Below are 21,109 nucleotides of genomic sequence, written 5' to 3'. Positions count from 1 at the left end.
CACTATTATTCATTCTAAGGGGATCACCTGCAAATAATGATTATTTTGCTATAGAAAAGGGACTTTTTTGAAATAAATGTATTTTAGAATTTGTTCTTAACCTCATTGTAATCGATAAAATAGCGAATGCTTATCGAAAAAACATGGCTTAGTGCTTCGTTGTTCAATAAATTAGTGACATTCTCACTAAATTCTTTATTAATATTTCTTTCAAATGCAGCTGCATTATTTCGATAGAGAACGGACACTTGGCTACCGGGGGCAAACCACCAGGAATAGGATAAATCCGTATTCCAGGAGTAAAAACTGGAATTTTTATTGGTAGTGTAGGCCATAAAATTAGCCAATCTGCCGTTTTGTTGCAATGACAATGCGTTTTTGTTTTCAGCATACGACCAGTATTGACGTATGGAGAGATTAAAATTCATCTGACTGTTTAATGAATATTTCCCTGAAAGAGTATTAGAATACGTAATTACATTTCTATTAGCAAAAACAATTGTGTTTGGTGTGGTTGCATTCATGTCGTCATTCACACTGTCTACATATCCTTTGTTATTGTTTTGTCTCAAAAAATTGAAATTGTAATTCAAAGATATTTTATCGCTAAATCGGTATCTCGGACCTAAAGAAAACCCATAAGAGTTTCTTCCGGTTTCATCAAAAATTGCAAATGAAGGGTTGAAATTAATTGCAAATGGATTATTGTAATTTGAAGAAAGATAAATAAAGCCACCAATTTTGGTTGGTTTTATTACAAATCGATCTGCCGATCTGGGTTCATAATAATCAAATGTTTCTAACGGATTGGCGTCAATTCCCATTCCAAAATAATGATTTTTTTTGTTATTGGAGTTAATCTGAAAGCTGATGTTGCTGGACTGCACTTTGCCAGTTTCTTTTTGAAATTGGGAGTACATATTTATTCGAGCATTAAAAGTGTTGAAATACTTTGTTGGATTCAAAATTCGATAACTGGAATTGCCATAAATACTAAAATAATTAGTCTCAAAATTGATTCCTAAATCATTGTTATCGAAATTTTTAGTTGTGATATCAGCGCCCAGTCCGTAACGAAATTTTCCGCTGGTTTCAGAAAAATTTAATTGGGAGTTAATCCCTGTTTTCTCTTCGGTATCATTTATGTAACTGTACTTAAAATCTCCTGAAATGTTGTAGGTGTTCTTTTTTGTATTCAAATCCCAAACTAATGCCGTAACATTCCCATCACGAAAATGTCCGTTCCGAGTTACATTGGTGTTTACAAATGCAACTGAGGAGTTTTTGCGAAAGCGCTGGTCTAAAACCAATACACTATAGTTAGCCAGAGGTTCAAGTTCAGTTCTTAATGCCCCGGTTTCATTGTTAAAAATAGTCGTTGGAGTATTTTTAGTAACAGCGTTTAAAATTCCTATTCCTAATCCGTCTTTAGTTCGTCCCGAAATTTTAAAGGCATTAATAAGACTAACATTTGGGGCTTCCGCAAACGATTCGTTTTCATTTAGTTTGTAGAAGGGCGTTCCTCCAATCCGTCTAGAATAGAGGAGATTACCTTTGCTGAACAAATCCGTTCCCTCTGTAAAAAAAGGTCTATTTTCGTTGAATTGCTGTTCAAAAGGACCGAGATTTAGAATTTGATCGTCAAATTTTGTTTGTCCAAAATCAGGCACAAGGATCATGTCCAGAGTAAAAGCATCATTTATTCCGTACTTTAAATCCAATCCGCCTTTGAGTGTCCCGATAGTTTTTTCTTGGCTGTTTGCATTTACATAAAAGGAAGAATACGGTAAAAGAAAGAGTCGGGTAGGTGGTTTTATATTTTCAATTCCTTCCAGAATTCCGGTTTGCTGGGTAAAGGTACCTAATTTCGAATCGATGAAATTCCAAGTGTATTTATGACGGTCTCGTCGTATTTCCCTAAAGAAATTAAGTCCCCAAGTTTGTTTCTTTTCTCCCGAAAATCGCAAGGCTGCATAGGGAATCCGCATTTCTACAATCCAGCCGTTTTTCGTAATTACTGCTTTGCTATTCCATACGGCATCCCAGGAATAATCTTCGCCATTGGTGTCTGTCATGATGCAATCAGCCTGACCGTCTGCTGCATTGACAAAAAATTGAAAATCTTGTTGCCCATCATTAAAACCATTTATAAAAACGCCAAAAAGATCAGCAGTGCCAAAATTATCTCTTTGGGTAATTTCTCTCAGGATTTTATCAGGATTTTCATCATACATAGTAGCACCAATATACAGGGCATCATTATCGTACACTATGCGAACCTCTGTCCTTTTATTGTCAGGAATTTTTTTGCCGTTATCAGGTTCAAACATGATAAAATCAGTAGCTATTGCTGCGGATTGCCATGTCGCTTCATTTAGGTTTCCATCGATAGTAATTTTATCGGAAATAAATTTAGTGTGTAATACTTTTTTTTGGCTGTAGCCAATAAAAGAGAGTGCTAAAAAACAAAATAAGAAAGAATTCTTCATGAAATAGTTCAATGGTTGGAACAAAATTAGAAAAACTAAAATAGTTTCAAAGTGAAAATGCACCAATTCACACAATAGTTTATTCTACTAGACTTTCTTTTCAATGGAATGTTACAGTTTGATTCAAAAAAATTAAAATTTATTTTTGATCACATTGTAGTCGATAAAATAGCGGATGCTAATAGAAAGCACATTGGTCAGGTCACTGTTGAAAATGTTTTTAAGATTTGCAGACAAATCTTTTTCCACCATATCTGTTCTTTCTAAACCAAAATTTCGGTACAAAACAGAGATTTCACTTCCTGGAGCAAACCACCAGGAATAGGATAAATCAAAGTTCCAAGAATTAAAATTCCTATCTTTATTTTGTGCGTAGGTATTGTTTGGAGTCAAATAACCGGAATTTTGTAAGATAAGGAATTTATGATTTTTTGAATAAGACCAATAATAGCGTGCGGTTAGATTTACAGTCATTCTATTGTTGATCGCATATTTTCCGGTAAAATCATTTTGGGCAGTTTCTCTGCTGCGTTCTGCAAAAATTATCTCCGTAGGTCCTGAGTCTACCCAGCCACGATCATTGGTTTTATTAAAATAATCCAATATGTAGGTAATGGAAAGCCTGTCGTTAAATCGGTATTTTGGACTTATATACAACCCATAAACGTTTCGATTCTTTTCATTGTATTTTGTGAAGGAAGGCTGGAGCACTAATGTAAAAGGATTGTTGTCGTTAGATGTGAAATTTACTGCTGCAAAAACTTTTTCCGGGAGAAATACATATTTGCCATATTCTCGTGGTTCATAAAAATCATAGGTTTTCAATGGAGAAAACTCTACTACAAATTCTAAAGCGTCGTTATTTAATGTTGTGGCCTTAGTTTCTGTTCCAAAAGCACCAGTCTGTAACTTACCGGAGGTGTTGTCCATTTCAAAATTTATATATTGATTGATTCTGAAGGTATTAAATAATTTTGTCGGATTTACAATTCTGTAGCTTCCATTTGCATAGGCATTGTGGTAATTAGAATAAAAATTGATTCCTAGATCATTGATGTCATAGTTTTCTGAGACGTATTTTCCAGAAAATCCATACCGATATTTTCCACTAGTTTTGGCAAATCCTATCTCTGTTTTAAATCCGTCGTAATCCTCAGTCGTTTTGATGGAACTGTATTTGAAATCGCCATACAAACTATAGGTATTGGCTTTTGTATTCAAATCAAATAACAATGCAGAGGTATTTGCATCTCTGAAATCGCCATTTCTGGTGGTATTTGCATTTATAAAAGTAACAGATGAGTTTTGGTTAAAACGTTGATCCACTACAAATAGATTATAATTAGTCAAAGGTTCAATTACTTCTTTTCTAATTTGGCCGGTGTCGTTGTTTAAAATAGTAGCTTTAGTCTTTTCCGTAACGGCATTCAGGAATCCAATTCCCAATCCTTTCTCGGTTCGGCCGGATATTTTTACGGCATTCAGTAAGTTTACGGTGCTGGGATAATTTGTTATTTCTTCTTGATTTTCAAGCAGTAATTCTGTAGTGGATCCTCCGCCAATTCGTCTGGAATAAAACAAACCACCTTTGTTGAAAAGATCGGTTCCCTCTGTAAAAAAAGGCCGGTTTTCTTCTAATTGTTGCTCAAATGGCTCTAAATATAATATGGCATTATCAAATTTTGTCTGACCAAAGTCAGGTACCAAAATAGCATCTAATGTAAAGGAATCATTGATGCCGTATTTGATATCCAAGCCCGCTTTTAAAGTAATACCGGAGCCTATCGCACTTTGTTGGTAATACGCCGATGAATACGGAATCAAAAAAAGTCGTGTCGGTGTCTTTATATTTTCAATTCCCTGCAGGATTCCCGCTTGCGGAATTACGGCTCCAATTTTAGTATCAATCCTATTCCAGGTATATTTTTGTACGTCACGCTTGATTTCCCGCATAAAGTTTAACCCCCAGATTTGTTTGTCCGCTTTGGAAAATCGTAAAGCGGCGTAGGGAATCTTCATTTCTACCGTCCAGCCAAATTCAGTGAGTGTTACTTGGCTGTCCCAAATTGCATCCCAACTAAAATCTTCAAAATCTTCCGTTGCTATACAGTCCATTTGTACGCCTGCCGCACTTACAAAAAAACGAAAATCTTGCTGGCCATCATTGAATCCATTGATATAAACGGAAAAATGATCGGAAACGCCAAAAACATCTCTATTCGTAATTTCTTTCTGAATTTTAGCAGGTTCGTCATCATACAGCAGTGCTGCGATGTAAATGGCATTATTGTCATACAATATTTTTACCTCTGTTTTTTTATCCACACTGATTGGTTTACCATTATCAGGCTCAAACATGATAAAATCCAAGGCTACTGCGGCGGACTTCCATATTTCCTCATTAAATCTTCCGTCAATTACAATGTTTTCTGTGGTGGGTTTTGCCTGAAGCGTTTTTTTTTGACTTTGAGCATTCAAACTAATGAATATAAAATAAAATAAAGCTGTAGGTACTAATTTGAACATAAATCTGCGAGATGATTGATCAAAAATAGTGAAATTAACATATAAATAGGATTTTTTTAAATTTATTACTCACTATTAAATCGCTTTTTTCGTTAAGTTAAAAATAAAACTTTGTTAAAAAGTGGTTTCTAGCCTGATTTTTAACCTACGTTTGCAATTCTCAATTAGTCCATAACTTAAAGACAATCAATGATCTATAACATATTTCTTACTATTTTTTTGCAGTTAATCTCGTTTGTGCCAATCAAAAACAACTTTCCTGAACCAAAGACACACACGCCAGTGATTTACGCTGAAGCTGTGAAACCGAGTTTGGACGATAATATTACAGTGGCATATAATAATTTGCATTCCAATAAATTTGCACTGCCTAAATTAGAAAGTTTCTCCGAAGCGCTAAAAGGATACTATTTGTTAAAAGAAAAAGGATTGGTCAAGAAGGAAATTTTGACCATAATTGATTTTAGTTTGTCTTCTACTATTAAAAGACTCTGGGTGATCAATCTGGGTACCGGTGAGGTCTTATTTCATTCTTTGGTTGCACATGGTAGAAATACGGGCGATGAATTTGCTTCTGATTTTTCAAATACTGCGGAATCCTTTAAGAGTAGTTTAGGCTTTTATTCGACAGGCGAAATTTACGCTGGTAAACATGGGATGTCACTTCGATTAGATGGTCTGGAAAAAGGAGTAAATGATAATGCCAGAGCAAGAGGCGTGGTGATGCATGCAGCAGCGTATGTTTCTAATTCATTTATAAAAAACAATCAAAGATTAGGAAGAAGTTTGGGCTGTCCTGCTGTTCCTGTAACCTTGTCTAAAGCAATTATCAGTGTTATCAAAGATAAATCCTGTTTCTTTATTTATCATCCTTCAAGAGTGTCAAAATTTGGATCCAAATCAGCTTTGTAATTTGCCGTATAAATCAGCATCAAAAGTATCGCTATCATCTTTAAAAATCAATTTATTGTTCTCGCTCCAAGCAGTCCAATATAAGAGATGAAAGGTGACTTCTTTTTTGATTTCGACAAATTTTGTTCTTTTGTTCTGTAACGTTTCTTTGATTTATTCCAGATTCCAATTGACTCTGTCGTACAGTAAATATTCCGTTACTATTAACTCCTTTATAAAATACTCTGTTTTTTTGTAAAAGCTAAGGGCTTCTTTTGGGGCGTTGAACTAAATTACACTTGGTTTATATGTCAGACGCTGTTTTTCTCCGGTAACAATTCGTTTTTTGCCTAAACCAGGTTATTTGATACTATTTTAGAATGGTCATTACCCATATTTGAAATTGCTTTTATTGGTAAATAAATCATTTTTAGCCTTGAATACGAGGGCTATTTTTAAGAGATTATAGCAACATACTATTCAAAACGGCAAGTTGTTGCTCAAGTATCTCCGTCAAAACGACCGTTTTCTAGCGAGTTCGCCTCCCTAAATCCAAGATATTGTACTTAAAAAGTCTTTAAACAGCCCGTTTTTTGATGTTTTGCTTTATTTTTTTTAAGTATTTTTTGAGTAGTATAAAGACATAATATTTTCATATTAAATTCGTTATGATTTGAATCCTCTTTTAAAAAAAGACTGTCGGAGTAAGTTTGAGACTTTTTAAGAAAAAAACTTGCATTGCAGCAAACTTATTAATTATATTTACACCGTTGTTAATGCGAAAGTAGCTCAGTTGGTAGAGCTCCAGCCTTCCAAGCTGGTTGTCGCGAGTTCGAGCCTCGTCTTTCGCTCTGGATTTCAAATTTTGATTTGAGATTTTATTTTACTGTTATCATGCGAAAGTAGCTCAGTTGGTAGAGCTCCAGCCTTCCAAGCTGGTTGTCGCGAGTTCGAGCCTCGTCTTTCGCTCTTTCAAGCCAAAACATAATTGTTTTGGCTTTTTTTATGTCATTTATTTTAGGATTACATTACAAAACTCAAATCAGTTCCGCTTTCCAGTTCTTCAGGACTTTGATTTTGTCGAAACAATCGTGCGGTCAGATTGCCTTTCAGAATGATTGAATTTCCTTTTATATCCAGCCAGCTTCCTTCTCTCAATCCTAAAACCGGAACAGTATTAAATGCATGGTATTCTTTAATTCGGGTTTCGCGAGTTTCGCCCATATGTTTTGAAGTAGTATCCGGATCTAAATAATGTGGATTCAAATTGAAAGGAACCAATCCCAGGGTTTGAAAACTTGGGGGATAAACTATTGGCATGTCATTTGTTGTTTGCATCGTTAATCCGCAAATGTTGCTTCCTGCGCTTGTTCCTAAATACGGAGTTCCGTTTTTTACCACATCAGAGAGGGTTTCCATAAGGTTGTTTTTGTATAATTGTGATACTAAAACAAATGTATTTCCACCTCCTGTGAAAATTCCTTCTGCTTTTTTAACAGCTAATGTGGTGTTTTCAAACTCATGAATTCCAATTATTTCTTTATTTATTTTGGCGAAAGCCAAGCGTACCATTGCAGTATACTCTTTATGAGAGATCCCACCAGGTCTGGCGTAAGGAATAAAGAGAATCGTATTACAGTTTTGAAAATGCACTTGTAATTCTGGTAATAAATAGTCCAGATAGTTCTCGTTAGCAAGAGTCGATGTGCTTGCAATTAGGATATTTTCCATTTTTTTGATGCATAATTTGCGCTAAAGGTATTAAATCAGGCTTTTTTATTTCAAATTTTTAATTAACATTTTTTTACCAAGGCATTAGTAATTAATTTGGAGTGCATTAAGATACTTTTACGATAAGTCAGTAAGGACTTTAAGAACGATGATTAGAATTATGTATTTGTTTTTGGCTTTTGCAACAACAGCGGCGATGTCACAAGAAGGAAGCCGAATACAACTGAACGGAAAAGTGACAGCTGATGTTTCTGTTCCGGAAGGGGTTTATGTCATAAATAAAAAAACAGAGAAGACTTCTATTACGGGTCAGGATGGTAACTTTTCTATTATGGCTGCCGTTGGTGATACGTTGTTGTTTTCAGCAGTGCAGTTCAAAGATACCAAAATACTTTTGACCCAAGTCCATTTTGATCAAGGGATTCTTTTTGCAAAAGTAACGCCCATCGCGAATCAATTACGGGAAGTTATTGTTCGAAATGGGATCAATGCAGTATCAATGGGGATAATTCCTAGAGAGCAAAAAATTTACACCCCTGCAGAACGCAAATTATATACTGCCAGCAATCTTAATGCCAGTGCTAATGTGGGTAGCATGATGGGAGGGTCCGTGTCAGCAGATCCGTTATTGAACTGGATTTCAGGAAGAACAAAAATGCTAAAAAAAGAACTTGAAGTGGAGCAGAAAGAATCCTATTTGAGGCAATTAGAGAACCTGTTTGCCGTTGATTATTTTGTGAGTAAGTTTAAAATACCGGTTGAGTATGTCAAAGGATTTAAACATTACAGCCTTGAAAACGAACGATTTGTGGCTGTTTTGAAATCTAAAAATGTGATGATGACCACTTTTTTGATGGGGGAATTAGCTATAAAATATAAAGAAATAATTGCCAGTGAAAATTAAAAATACAGTACAGTTGTTATTCTTTCTCGTAGTTCAAGCCACTTTTGGACAGGTAGAAACGGTCAAGGAAATTCGAGGAAAAATCACTTCGGATTCTGTTGCCGTGGATCGCATTAATATTGTAAATATATCAACAGGAAAAGCAACAGTGTCACAGGGTAATGGCTTTTTTGTTATACCTGCAAAAGAAGGCGACGTTTTAGTCTTTACTGCCGTTAATCTGGAAACATTACGCCGAAAAATTAATAAACAAGATGTATTAGAAACGGTTTTTTCGGTGATAATGATCCCAAAAAGCATTGTTCTGAATGAGGTTGTAGTCGGTGAATCTTCGATTTCAGCAGAGAGTTTAGGGATTATTCCCTACGGTCAAAAGAAATATACGCCTGCTGAGAGGAAATTATACACCGCAACTTCCGGTGGAGGAATTGATGGATTGCTCAATACTATTTCTGGACGAAAAGCCATGTTGAAAAAAGAAATTATAATTGAGAAGAAAGAACAGTTGTTAGCGAGAATTGAGGTGCTTTTTGAGGATAAGTACTATACGCAAACATTAAAAATACCCTCGGATTATATCAAAGGATTTCAATATTATTGTGTAGATAATGTAGCTTTTGCAAATGCTTTGCGTGCTAAAAATAAAACATTGGTTATGTATTTAATTGTAAGCCTTGCTGGAAATTATAACGAAATAATAGCCCTTGAAAATCAATAGTGTTTTATCGGGGATGTTATTTTGCTAAACCAAATTTCTTTTGGACAAACGCACCATGAAAAGATGCTAAACAAGATTATTGGAAGAACGAAACGGCTTAAGAAATTAGTTGTTCTGGAGAAAAAAGAAAACGATATCAAATTAATTTCTGAATTGTACATTCCAGAATATTTTACGGTTCAATTGGTGCTTGCAAGTGATTACGTAAATGATTTTAAATATTTTATAGTAGATAATGAATTTTTTTTGGAAGTTTTAGCCTCCAAAAATAAACAAAAGACTACTTTTTTTATGGTAGCTTTGGCCGAAGAATATAAAGCTATACTTGCCAAAGAAAATAGACAACAGTCTTTAAAAAAATAATACTAAAAAAATTACAATGAAAACAAGAATAAAAATCATTTGTTTAATTTTCTTTTGCCAATTTTCTTTTGGTCAAAATGAAAGCAGGAAGTCTTTACATGGTCAGTTTATTAACGAATCTGCTTTAGTGGATCACGGGTATGTTTTTAATTTAAATTCAAAAACCAGAACTTTTATAAGTAATCAGGGCTTTTTTGATGTTTTGGCGAAAGCGAAAGATACGTTGCTTGTTTCAAGTAGTTTATTCAAGTCTAAAAAGATAGTTGTTGTGGACAAAGATTTTGAAAAATCATTGTTTGTAATTAATTTAGAGACACAAACTACGCTGCTCAATGAAGTTATTGTGAAACGAAAAGCCGAAATTAAACCCATAGTAGGAGGTTCGCAGCGCATTGTAGATATGCAATTTGTAGATGACGAAAAATCATCTCCTATTAATAGAACGATGCCGTCAGACGGGACTATAGAAAACGGAATGGATTTTGTCAGAGTGTTCAAAATGGTTTCGAAATTATTTAAGAAAGATTCCGAAGATAAAGCAGGTTTAAATCCAAATGTAGATTTTTCGGATGTAGTCTCGAAAGGAATGGATGCTTATTTTTTTACCAATACATTGAGGTTGAAAAAGGATGAGATAGGGCTTTTTCTGGATTACTGTGAGGGTGATCCAAAAGCAAAAACCCTTTTGAAACAAGAAGATGAATTTTTACTGATTGATTTCTTAATTACCAAGAACGAAGAGTTTAAAAGAATTACTACTTTTGAAAAATGAAATCGCCATGATTCCAGAATACAAATAAGATTGAAGAATGGCGATACCATTTTCCGATAAAAAACAAATAGAATCTTCGAATGAAAAAAATAATTTTAATTTCCTTTTTTGGACTGCTATTTTTGACGTTAACTTCGTTCAGTATGCACAAGTTTTACGTGGCATTATATCAGGTGAATTACGCTCCCGAAAAGAAAATGCTCCAAATCACCTCGCGTATTTTTGTAGATGATTTGAATAGTGCTATCGGAAAAAAGTACAGTAAAAAAATCAACTTGGGTTCTGAGAAAGAAACCGCTGCGGATTTGGTTTTATTGCAAAAGTATTTCACTGAAAAGTTTTCCATAAAAATTAATGGACATCCCACCACGATGTATCTTTTGAGTAAAGAAATGGAAGGCGATGTGCTTATTTGTTATTTGAGCATAAAAGATATTCCAAAAATAACGACTCTTGAAGTGTATAATACAGTCCTTATTGAAGGAAATAACGAGCAGCAAAACATCATGCATTTTAAGGTTTTTGGGATTAAAAACACGATGCTGTTTACAGATTCTGTATCAACTGGAGTTTTAAAGTATGAATAAATTTTGAAACGGCTATTTAAAATGCTAATTTCACACAATTAAAGAACCATAAATTTACTATGAAAAAAATATTTTTATTTTTATTTCTTCCTGCGTTGTTAGTTGCGCAAGAAAAATCGACTTCGGTAACGCCAAAACAAACCGGAAGGTACGATACCAATAAGTTTAGTCAAATGTATGATTTGTTAGCTACGCCTAACCTATTTCGTACGGCTTCAGGAGCTCCGGGTCCTGCTTATTACCAGCAACAAGCTGATTATAAAATCAATATTGATTTAGACGACAAAAATTCTAAGCTAACAGGCTCTGAAACTATTACGTATTATAATAATTCACCTGATACCTTAGAATATTTGTGGGTACAACTAGACCAAAATCAATCCGCTAAAAATTCGCAAACCCCTTTAGCAGAAAGCCAAAGAATGGAACAGGTTTTTCCGGCGGGAAACTTCACAAATAAGTTTTTAAAACAAGAATTAGAGCGTGGTTTTAATATTGACTTTGTAAAAGACGCGAAAGGAAATCCGTTATCTTTTACGATCAACCAAACTATGATGCGTATTAATTTAGAGACACCGATGAAACCAGGAGAGAAATTCTCTTTTGCAATCAATTGGTGGTATAATATCAATAATTACAGAGCTGAAGGCGGCCGATCCGGGTATGAATTATTTGAAAAATCAGGGAATAAATTATATGTAATTGCGCAGTTTTATCCTAGAATGGCAGTATACAATGATGTTGAAGGATGGCAGAATATGCAATTTTGGGGAACGGGAGAGTTTACGTTGCCTTTTGGTGATTTTGATGTGAACATCACGGTACCTGCAGATCACATTATGGAAGCTACGGGTGATCTTATGAATAGGAGTGAAGTGTTTACGGCGGCGCAACTAAAAAGATATGAGTTAGCACAAAAAACGTACGACAAACCTGTAGTTGTTGTTACGCAAGCAGAGGCGGAAGCTAGCGAAAAAGGATTTTCAGATAAGAAAAAAACATGGAAATTTAGCGCTAAAAACGTGAGGGATTTTGGTATTGCTACTTCTAGAAAGTTTATATACGATGCAATGGCCGTTAAATTGAATGATAAAACGGTAATGGCAATTTCAGTTTATCCAAAAGAATCCAATCCACTTTGGGGAGAAACGGCAACAAGAACCGTAGCACACACGCTGAAAAGTTATTCAGCGCATACTTTTGACTATCCTTATCCTAAAGCAGTTTCAGTATCTGCTGAAGATCAAGGAATGGAGTATCCAATGATTTGTTGGAATTACGGGCGTCCAGATGAAAAAGGTGTTACTAGTGATCGCATAAAAAATGGAATGATAGGTGTAACAATTCATGAAGTAGGACACAATTTCTTTCCTATGATTGTAAATTCTGATGAACGTCAATGGTCCTGGATGGATGAAGGACTGAATACCTTTATGCAGTATATGGCAGAGCAAGAAATGGGAACTAATTTTCCTTCCAGTCGTGGTCCAGCAAGTAAGATCGTTCCGTACATGAGCGGGGATCAAAAATTCTTGGAGCCTATTATGTCTAATTCGGAGACAATAGTTCAATTTGGGGCAAACGCCTACGGAAAGCCAGCAACAGGCTTAAATATCCTTAGAGAAACTATCATGGGAAGAGAGTTGTTTGATCATGCTTTTAAAGTATATGCAAACCGATGGAAATTCAAGCACCCAACACCAGAAGATTTTTTTAGAACTATGGAAGACGCTTCTGCAGTAGATTTAGATTGGTTTTTTAGAGGTTGGTTCTACTCCACGGATTTTGTAGATATAGGCATCAAGGAAGTTAAACAATATTATGTTTCACTGACTCCCACGAAAGATTTAAAAGACGCCACAGTACGAAGAGGTCGTTTTGGACAAGAAAAAGGACCCTTCCTTTATTTAGTCCCAGAAACAAGTGAAGAATTGTCCGCTAAAGATAAAAAAGCATTAGCAATTGCAGATATAAATTTACTTTCGGAGTATGTAAATCAAAATTTTACTGCAGATGAAAAAGCTAAACTTAAATCGCCAAAGTATTTCTATGAAGTAGATTTCAACAAGCCAGGCGGTATGTTAATGCCAATCATTGTTGAGCTAACCTATGAAGATGATACAAAAGAAACCTTCAAATATCCTGCGCAAATCTGGAGAAAAAACAATGATACTGCTAAGAAAGTGTATGCAACTGAAAAAGCAATTAAAAAAATCCAGATAGATCCAAAATTAGAAACAGCTGATATTGATGTAACCAATAACACGTGGCCAAAAGAAGAAGTGAAATCTAAATTTGATTAAATAAAACGGTACTGTTAAAAAAAGACTCTTTTTAGAGTCTTTTTTTATGAAAAAATTAAAACGCAAAGTTTCAAAATTAGGTATCTTTGTAGCAACTAAAACAAAAAATATGTTTGGCATAGGAGGAGGAGAATTAATATTTATTATGTTTATAGTGCTCATGCTTTTTGGGTCAGATAAAGTGCCTGAAATGGCACGTACGATGGGTAAAGCAATGGCGCAATTGAAAAATGCAACTAACGATATAAAAAGCGAAATTCAAAAAGGAGCAGAGGCGAATGGGTTTGACACCAAATCTTTAAGCGATTTTCGAGGTAATATTACGACTGAAATCAATAAGGCAAAGGACAATTTGATGGGGGATACCTCGCAATTTAAAAACATTACAGAAGGCGTATCGACCGAAATTAATAAAACTACTGAGAGTTTACGGGAAGAAACAACTTCGCAGATCAACACAACAAAAGAAATTATTGAAGATGCTGCAGGTCCCATAAAACGTCAGGTATAATGATAGAAAAAATAGTATCCCTTGATACCCAGTTATTTGTTTATTTGAATGGTTTAGGTTCGATTACTTATGATGGGTTTTGGCTATTTATCACCAGTCAATTCAATTGGATTCCGCTTTTTTTGCTTTTGTTGTATTTCATTTATAAAAAATTAGGCCTACAGCAAACCTTATATGTATTGTTGTTTGTAGCTCTTTTAGTTACAATCACAGATCAGACAACGAACTTATTCAAGAACGGATTTCAACGATTGCGTCCCTGTAATAATCCGGAAATCAATTCCTTTATTCGTATTGTGCAAGTCCGCAATTCCTTTAGTTTTTTCTCGGGTCACTCCTCAAACACAATGGCTGTTTGCGTTTTTTTATACTTTGTTCTCAAAAAAACGACTAAATATATGGCCTTTCTGTTCTTATGGCCTTTAGTTTTTGCCTACAGTAGAATCTATTTAGGATTGCATTATCCATTGGATATTTTATCCGGCTATTTATGTGGCGTTATTTTTGGAACACTTATGTTTAAAGGATATACAATAGCACAGAAAAAATATTTCCCAGTTAATCCTATCAAGTAGCAGGAGTCGTTTCCTGCTCTAGACTGTATTCCAGATATAAAACTACGACTAAAGATCTTGTTTTTCTACATCGGGAGATGTCGTTCCTGCCGGGGCTAAGGCATTTGGTTTCAAAAATTATTAAACTAAAGCACTCTGCTCACTGTCAATCCATCACGAATAGGCAATAAAACAGTTTCTATACGGGGATCATTTTTTAATAATTGATTGTAGGCTTGTAATACTTTTGTACTCACATCATTGGTTTGTAAGGGTTCCAGAACTTTTCCGCTCCACAAAACATTATCGGATAGGATAACGCCGCCTTTATTCATTTTAGGAACAATCATTTCAAAATAATTCAGATAATTTTCTTTATCAGCATCGATGAAGACCAAATCAAATTGCAGTTCTAAAGTTGGGATTATGGCTGTTGCTTCACCTAAATGTTGTACAATTTGCTTTCCCCAAGATGACTTGTCAAAATGTTTGCGCTGGAAATCAACTAATTCTTCTTTGATGTCAATCGTATGCAATTGACCATTTTCCCGCATGCCTTCGCACAAACATAAAGCGGAATAGCCGGTATACGTCCCAATTTCCAGAATGTTCATAGGCCGAATCAATTTTGATAGCATACTCAAAACCCGACCTTGAAAATGACCACTTAACATGCGTGGCAATAAAATTTTCTGGTAGGTTTCTTTATTTAGTGCCGCTAATAAAGCAGGCTCTTTTTCGGAATGTTGCTCGATATAATCTTCTAATTCTTGGGAAATGAAATGCATTAGTTGAGTTTTTTCAATTTGTGACAAAGTTATCAAATTATCAAATCAACAAATCAACAAATTGTCATTAACTTTGCACCATGCAAATCGAGAAAAAAGACATACGAGCAGTATCCAAAGAACAATTACGCGAATTTTTTATCACTAACGGAGACAAAGCCTTTCGCGGAAATCAGGTCTACGAATGGTTGTGGAGCAAGGGTGCGCATAGTTTTGAGGATATGACTAATGTGTCTAAAGAAACGCGTGCTATGCTTGAAACACACTTCGTGATCAACCATATCAAAGTAGATACAATGCAACGCAGTGAAGACGGAACGGTAAAAAATGCTGTACGTTTGCATGATGGGTTGGTGGTGGAATCAGTCTTGATTCCTACTAATACCAGGACTACAGCTTGTGTTTCCAGTCAGGTGGGGTGTAGTTTGGATTGTAATTTTTGCGCTACAGCGCGATTAAAAAGAATGCGAAATCTGGACCCAGCGGAAATCTATGATCAGGTAATAGCCATTGATAAAGAAAGCCGTTTGTATTACAATCATCCGTTATCAAATATCGTTTTCATGGGAATGGGAGAGCCACTTATGAACTATAACAATGTCTTGAAAGCTATTGAAATGATTGTTTCTCCAGAAGGGTTAGGAATGTCGCCTAAACGCATTATGGTTTCTACTTCAGGAGTGCCTAAAATGATTAAGAAATTAGCGGATGATGAGGTAAAGTTTAAGTTGGCCGTTTCGCTACATTCAGCAATCGATGAAATTCGTTCCAGAATCATGCCGTTTAGCGCAAACTTTCCATTGGCAGAGTTGCGGGAATCATTAGAGTATTGGTACCGAAAAACAAAAAGCAAAATTTCCTACGAATATGTTGTTTGGAAAGATATAAATGACAATAAAGCTTCGATAGAGGCCTTAGTAAAGTTTTGTAAATATGTTCCTTGCAAAGTGAATCTTATTGAATATAATCCCATTGATGATGGGGAGTTTCAACAAGCCTCTGATGAATCAATAGAGGCGTACATAAGAGCGCTTGAGGCTGCCGGAATTGTTGTAAAAGTGCGAAGAAGTCGCGGTAAAGATATAGATGCTGCCTGCGGACAATTAGCAAACAAGGAAGCGTAAAAGGATTCGGTTTTTATGGAAATATCAAAATAATGGCAGGTTAATAATGTACCTTTGAATTCTAATGAATGTGACCTCTAAAATTAAACAGCCCATTTTTGATGAAATGGAACTTTTTGAAAAAAAGTTCTACGAATCGATGACGTCTCAAGTGGCTTTGTTAAATAGGATCACGTATTATATTGTCAATAGAAAAGGAAAACAAATGCGTCCCATGTTTGTTTTTTTGACGGCCAAAATGGTTTCGGCAGGAGTTGTAAACGAGCGGACATATCGTGGTGCTTGCGTTATTGAACTGATACATACCGCTACATTAGTTCATGATGATGTAGTGGATGACAGCAACCGCAGAAGAGGTTTTTTCTCATTAAATGCGCTTTGGAAAAATAAAATTGCCGTACTTGTTGGTGATTATTTGTTGTCCAAAGGATTGTTGCTTTCTATAGACAATGGTGATTTCGATTTACTCCGAATTATTTCTGTTGCTGTGCGCGAAATGAGTGAAGGAGAATTACTCCAAATTGAAAAAGCCCGAAGACTTGACATTACAGAAGATATCTATTATGAAATCATTCGGAAAAAGACAGCTACACTTATTGCTGCCTGTTGTGCTCTGGGCGCAAGATCTGTTATCGAAGATGAAGTCCAGGTTGAAAACATGCGGAAGTTTGGAGAACTCATAGGTATGGCTTTTCAAATAAAAGATGATTTATTCGATTATACGGAGGAAGCCATTGGTAAACCAACCGGAATTGACATCAAAGAACAAAAGATGACATTGCCACTTATTCATGTTCTGAATACGTGTACTTCAAAAGAAAAAACGTGGTTAATCAACTCCATAAAAAACCATAATAAAGATAAAAAACGCGTCAAAGAAGTGATTGCTTTTGTGAAAAATAATAACGGATTGCTTTATGCGGAACAAAAAATGGTCGAATTTCAGCAAGAAGCCCTTTTGAATTTGGATAACTATCCCAATTCCGAGTTTAAAGAGGCGCTGATTTTGATGGTCAATTATGTCATTGAAAGAAAAAAATAATTTTTTTTAAAATAATCTTTTCTCGTTAACTATCCATTTTATTGATTTAAATTTTTTCAGGTCGAAAATTTTGGTTGTGTTTTTCTTTTTTAGAACTCTTGCTGCGTTTCAAACTTGATGTCAATATTATGATAATTTTTGCAGATGCTTAATCGGTATATTTTATATATGGGAATGGATGTAGGAGTTAAATATTATTAGTTTTTTTGCTTCGAAAAAGAACTGTATTTGGTATAGTTATATCACGACCAATAAAAGCCGAATTTTTATGGGACCCCTAATGAATTAAAAATTAGGGCTTTATTTTTTATACTGTCTCGGAGATTGCAGAGAACGATATGTATTGCACTTTTTTTATAATAATATTAAAATTTTAAGTGCCAAATGTCTTTTTGTTTTGTTTTATGTACTAAAAGGTACAGTATTTAATCAAACAAAAATACTAGAAAGATAAAGGTAGTTTAAAGTGATTTAGCGGATACTAATGGTCTTTTATTAGGTAAGAAACTATAAATGCATGCTATGTGTATTAGCAGCTTGAATCTAATGGAAGGAATATTTTAATGGTAGTGCCTTCATTCTCTGTTGAAACAATACTAAAAACACCATTTATTTTTTTTATAATTGTTTTGCTTAGAAAGAGACCCATGCCTAATCCTTGTTGTTCTCTCTCTTCTCTTTTGAATTGTTGCGCAGCGCCAATTTTATTTAATTCAGATGGACTAAACCCTATGCCATAATCTTTAATAACCAGTTCATAGTATTCCTCATTATATTTTTGGCCGGAAACAATAATAGTAGGATTTTTTTTAGAAAATTTCAATGCGTTATCAATTAATTCAAAAAGGATGAAATTTAAGTACCTTTGACTAATTTTTATAGTAGCTTCATCTATTTTGAAATTAATTGTATTATTTTTTTTATCATAAATCTCAAAAATTTTGCTAGTAGTATTTACAAATGTCGTCGCTATTTCAGTTTTTGACTGGTGATCAAACTCGATCGTATTGTTTTTAAGATTTTGATAGAGTATTAAGTTTTGCATTGTCCTGTTTAATCGTTCTCCAGATACTTTTATTGAATCATAAAATGTAGCGATTTCATTTTTTTTATAGTCTTCTTTAGCATCCATGAGCAATTCGATGGAACCTAAAATCCCTGAAAGCGGAGTGTTTATTTCATGTGCAAAATGATTTTTTTCTCCGATATATAAATTATTATTGGCATTCTTTATTTTTTCAAATCGTTCTATTTTTACAGCTATTATTTTTATTAATTCTTTGATTTTAAATGGTTTTGATAAAAAATCATCAACGCCTTCCAGCAGACATTTTCTTCTCAAATTATTTTCTTTTTTTGCTGTCAGAAAAATGAAAGGAATGGGACTTAAAGATTGGTTTTCTGAAATTATTTTGTGAAATACATGACCATCCATTACGGGCATCATTATGTCGCATATAATTAAGTCAGGAGTCCAGTATTCCAGAAGGTCTAAGGCGTTTTGGCCATTAGAGGCAACTTTCACCTCATAATTTTCATATCGTAGAAGTTCAGCAATGGTCTCTCTAATATTTGGGTCATCATCAACTAAAAGGATATTATTTTTTTTCATAAGGGAAAATTAATTTTATTCGAGTTCCAATATTTTCTTGAGTTTTTAGTTCTATTTTGCCATTTAAAAAATCTGTAAACTGTTTTACAACGGCTAATCCTAATCCGGAACCAGTTATTGCAGTTGTGTTTGAAGCTCTAAAAAAGGATGTAAATACATATTGAATATCATTTTCGGGAATTCCAATTCCATAATCAATCACCTCTATTTCCAGTTCTTTTTCTAAATAGGTTATAAGGAGTAATGGATCTGATTTTCCTTTCGAATATTTAAAGGCATTATTGATTAGGTTCGTTAAAATGTGAGTCATTAAGATTTCATCAGTAAAAAAGAAATGTTTTTTACCTTTTATTTTTACTTGAATTTTGCGCTTGTGATGTTGATTATTAAAATAAAGATTGAGTAAGGAGTTAATGAATGTATTAAAATCTAGAACTTTTATCGTTTTTTGAATTTTTTCTGATTCGTATTTTCCAAAAATTAATATGTTGTTCATTAACTCGATCATTCGATCGACTTCATTTTTTATTCGGAACGTTTTCTTTTCTAAGGATTGGTGTGTGTGTTTGTCAAAATGATCTAATTTCAGCTCAATGAGTTCCGCATTAGAATAAATAACCGTCAAAGGGGTTCTAAATTGATGGGACGCCATCGTGACAAACCTAGATTTCATTTCGTTAAGTTCTTTCTCTTTTTCAAATGCTATCTTGATTTCTTCGGAGGCTTTAATTCTATCGCTGACATCTCTGCTGGAAGTTTGTATACCAATGATTATGTTTTCATGATTTAATATTTTTTTTAAAGAGGTTTCCAGCCATATATAGGTATTGTCTTTTTTTCTAAAGCGATACGTTACCGTTTTGTTTTTACTGCTTTTAAGAAACGCTTTATAATAATTCAACAGCTCCACATAGTCGTCAGGATGAATGTAATCAAATATTTTTTTGTTTATTAATTCATCAGGTGTGTATCCTATTATTTCCTTTGAAGAATTGGAAATATAGTAATAACTTCCGTCCATTTTTTGTTGACAAATTATATCGGTTGTGTTTTCTGCAATGAATCTAAATTTAGCTTCGGACAATTCTAATTGATTTTCTTTTTCTTTAATCTCGCTAATATCAGTATGTGTTCCGATAACTTTTATTGGCTTTCCTTTTTTATTTTTTTTAAGTATTCCGGAATATTTTATCCATATTATATGTCCGTCTTTATGAATCATTCGTGCAGTTCCTTCATATCGATTTAATTTTTGAGTAATAAAGTATTCTAAATCGATGGCAACTTGAATCATGTCCTCTGAGTGAATACTTTTTTGCCATAATTCTTTATCTTTAATGAAATCGTCTTCAGTATATCCTAACATTCCTTCCCAATTATGAGAGTAGGTCGTTTTCTTAGTTTTAATATCCCATTCCCACATTGCTTGATTTGAACCGGCCATATAAAAATCAAATCTTTCCAAAGTTTTTTTTAATTTTATATTAATTTTATCTTTGTAAAGTCTGTCACCAATATTTTTAGCAACTGTCTGTAAGGTTTTAATTTGTTCTTCTTCCCATTTCCTTTCCTCTTTGCATATCGTGTAGCTTATCCAGCCCCAGAATGTAGTATTAGAAAACACAGGGGTAAACAGGTATGATTTGATCCCTTGTGTTTCCATGTGCTTTTTAAAAAACACATTTTTATTGTCTCTTACAAGACCATGCAAAGGCTTATTTTTTGATAATATATCATAAAGTTCTGGATAGGTATCGTAGGTAAGATTATTTAGATTAAAACTCTCAATTTTAGGGTTAGTTTTATGACCCTGCCTCTTGTTGACGTAATAGTAGGTTGTTTTGCCATTGGTTGTTTTATTCTTAAAAACGGAACAGCTGTCGATTTGTTGTCCTTTGGCAATGTCGCTTAAGCATAAATTCAAGGTATCAGTTATGGAATTTTTTTTTAATACAGTATTAGTGACTTTAGAAATGTTTAATAAAAGATTTTTCATCAAGCTAAGACGGTTTATTTATTTAATTTTTTCATTACGCTAAATCAATTTTATTTAGACTAATTTATTGCTGGCAAAGCACGTGACTTTTTGTTTTATGGGGAAAATCTATTTTATCAGTTAAACAATATTTAATTGTATTTCAATCAATCTTTTGTTAATTTTTTTTAGACGTGATTGCTACATTTTCGAGGTGTA

At 34.1% G+C, this 21,109-nt stretch carries 17 protein-coding genes and 2 tRNA genes; 13 read left to right on the top strand and 6 right to left on the bottom strand.

From position 1 onward, the window contains the following. Window positions 1-83: 83 nt before the first annotated feature. Together EKM00_RS08350 and EKM00_RS08345 are read right to left on the bottom strand one after the other, a co-directional pair. Window positions 84-2,489, bottom strand: a complete 2,406-nt coding sequence (locus tag EKM00_RS08350) for a DUF5916 domain-containing protein (RefSeq protein ID WP_126515870.1) — start codon at window positions 2,487-2,489, stop codon at window positions 84-86. Between the two features lie 132 nt (window positions 2,490-2,621). After that, entirely contained in the window at window positions 2,622-5,015 is a 2,394-nt protein-coding gene (locus EKM00_RS08345) for a DUF5916 domain-containing protein (RefSeq protein WP_126515869.1), read from the bottom strand. 189 nt (window positions 5,016-5,204) lie between these two features. On the opposite strand from EKM00_RS08345, the gene EKM00_RS08340 reads away from it, so the two are divergent. From EKM00_RS08340 to EKM00_RS08330, 3 genes are all read left to right on the top strand, one after another. Further along, a complete protein-coding gene (locus EKM00_RS08340) occupies window positions 5,205-5,927 on the top strand; it encodes a murein L,D-transpeptidase catalytic domain family protein (RefSeq protein WP_126515868.1) in 723 nt (240 codons plus the stop codon). Between the two features lie 757 nt (window positions 5,928-6,684). Beyond that, a tRNA-Gly gene (locus EKM00_RS08335) sits at window positions 6,685-6,757 on the top strand. 45 nt (window positions 6,758-6,802) lie between these two features. Next, window positions 6,803-6,875 (top strand) — tRNA-Gly (locus EKM00_RS08330). A gap of 54 nt (window positions 6,876-6,929) precedes the next feature. Here EKM00_RS08330 and pepE read toward each other — a convergent pair. Continuing rightward, window positions 6,930-7,637 carry a dipeptidase PepE gene (gene pepE, locus EKM00_RS08325; protein WP_126515867.1) on the bottom strand — a complete coding sequence of 236 codons (708 nt, stop codon included), beginning with the start codon at window positions 7,635-7,637 and terminating at the stop codon, window positions 6,930-6,932. Window positions 7,638-7,785: 148 nt separating this feature from the next. On the opposite strand from pepE, the gene EKM00_RS08320 reads away from it, so the two are divergent. The 8 genes from EKM00_RS08320 (at window position 7,786) to EKM00_RS08285 (ending at window position 14,370) form a co-directional block, all read left to right on the top strand. Beyond that, window positions 7,786-8,541 carry a hypothetical protein gene (locus tag EKM00_RS08320; protein WP_126515866.1) on the top strand — a complete coding sequence of 252 codons (756 nt, stop codon included), beginning with the start codon at window positions 7,786-7,788 and terminating at the stop codon, window positions 8,539-8,541. Then, window positions 8,531-9,259, top strand: a complete 729-nt coding sequence (locus tag EKM00_RS08315; protein WP_233592261.1) for a carboxypeptidase-like regulatory domain-containing protein — start codon at window positions 8,531-8,533, stop codon at window positions 9,257-9,259. The genes EKM00_RS08320 and EKM00_RS08315 overlap by 11 nt, the downstream gene beginning before the upstream one ends. Window positions 9,260-9,322: 63 nt before the next feature. Then, window positions 9,323-9,622, top strand: a complete 300-nt coding sequence (locus tag EKM00_RS08310; protein WP_126515864.1) for a hypothetical protein — start codon at window positions 9,323-9,325, stop codon at window positions 9,620-9,622. 16 nt (window positions 9,623-9,638) lie between these two features. Further along, window positions 9,639-10,394 (top strand): hypothetical protein, encoded by a 756-nt coding sequence (locus EKM00_RS08305; RefSeq protein ID WP_233592260.1) that lies wholly within the window; start codon window positions 9,639-9,641, stop codon window positions 10,392-10,394. A gap of 80 nt (window positions 10,395-10,474) precedes the next feature. Beyond that, window positions 10,475-10,981, top strand: coding sequence for a DUF6702 family protein (locus EKM00_RS08300; protein ID WP_126515863.1), 507 nt, complete (start codon window positions 10,475-10,477; stop codon window positions 10,979-10,981). Between the two features lie 59 nt (window positions 10,982-11,040). Next, window positions 11,041-13,284, top strand: coding sequence for a M1 family metallopeptidase (locus EKM00_RS08295; protein WP_126515862.1), 2,244 nt, complete (start codon window positions 11,041-11,043; stop codon window positions 13,282-13,284). Between the two features lie 109 nt (window positions 13,285-13,393). Further along, window positions 13,394-13,795, top strand: coding sequence for a Sec-independent protein translocase subunit TatA/TatB (locus EKM00_RS08290; RefSeq protein WP_126451902.1), 402 nt, complete (start codon window positions 13,394-13,396; stop codon window positions 13,793-13,795). Beyond that, entirely contained in the window at window positions 13,795-14,370 is a 576-nt protein-coding gene (locus EKM00_RS08285) for a phosphatase PAP2 family protein (RefSeq protein WP_126515861.1), read from the top strand. The genes EKM00_RS08290 and EKM00_RS08285 overlap by 1 nt, the downstream gene beginning before the upstream one ends. 125 nt (window positions 14,371-14,495) lie before the next feature. Here the strand turns inward: EKM00_RS08285 and EKM00_RS08280 are convergent, their stop codons facing one another. Continuing rightward, window positions 14,496-15,137, bottom strand: coding sequence for an O-methyltransferase (locus EKM00_RS08280; RefSeq protein WP_126458875.1), 642 nt, complete (start codon window positions 15,135-15,137; stop codon window positions 14,496-14,498). A gap of 80 nt (window positions 15,138-15,217) precedes the next feature. Here EKM00_RS08280 and rlmN point away from each other — a divergent pair, with 80 nt between their 5' ends. After that, on the top strand, window positions 15,218-16,261 hold the full coding sequence (rlmN, locus tag EKM00_RS08275; RefSeq protein WP_126515860.1) for a 23S rRNA (adenine(2503)-C(2))-methyltransferase RlmN: 1,044 nt from the start codon (window positions 15,218-15,220) through the stop codon (window positions 16,259-16,261). A gap of 64 nt (window positions 16,262-16,325) precedes the next feature. Next, window positions 16,326-17,303, top strand: coding sequence for a polyprenyl synthetase family protein (locus EKM00_RS08270; RefSeq protein ID WP_126515859.1), 978 nt, complete (start codon window positions 16,326-16,328; stop codon window positions 17,301-17,303). Window positions 17,304-17,832: 529 nt separating this feature from the next. Here EKM00_RS08270 and EKM00_RS08265 read toward each other — a convergent pair. Then, window positions 17,833-18,915, bottom strand: a complete 1,083-nt coding sequence (locus EKM00_RS08265; protein WP_126515858.1) for an ATP-binding response regulator — start codon at window positions 18,913-18,915, stop codon at window positions 17,833-17,835. Continuing rightward, on the bottom strand, window positions 18,902-20,911 hold the full coding sequence (locus EKM00_RS08260) for a sensor histidine kinase (RefSeq protein WP_126515857.1): 2,010 nt from the start codon (window positions 20,909-20,911) through the stop codon (window positions 18,902-18,904). Before EKM00_RS08260 ends, EKM00_RS08265 begins: the two co-directional genes overlap by 14 nt. Between the last annotated feature and the right edge of the window lie 198 nt (window positions 20,912-21,109).

It is taken from the genome of Flavobacterium sp. RSP15 (genome assembly GCF_003968755.1).
In the GTDB taxonomy this organism is placed as follows: domain Bacteria; phylum Bacteroidota; class Bacteroidia; order Flavobacteriales; family Flavobacteriaceae; genus Flavobacterium.
Note: the sequence above shows the minus strand (reverse complement) of the source record. Positions and strands in the feature narration are given on the sequence as shown.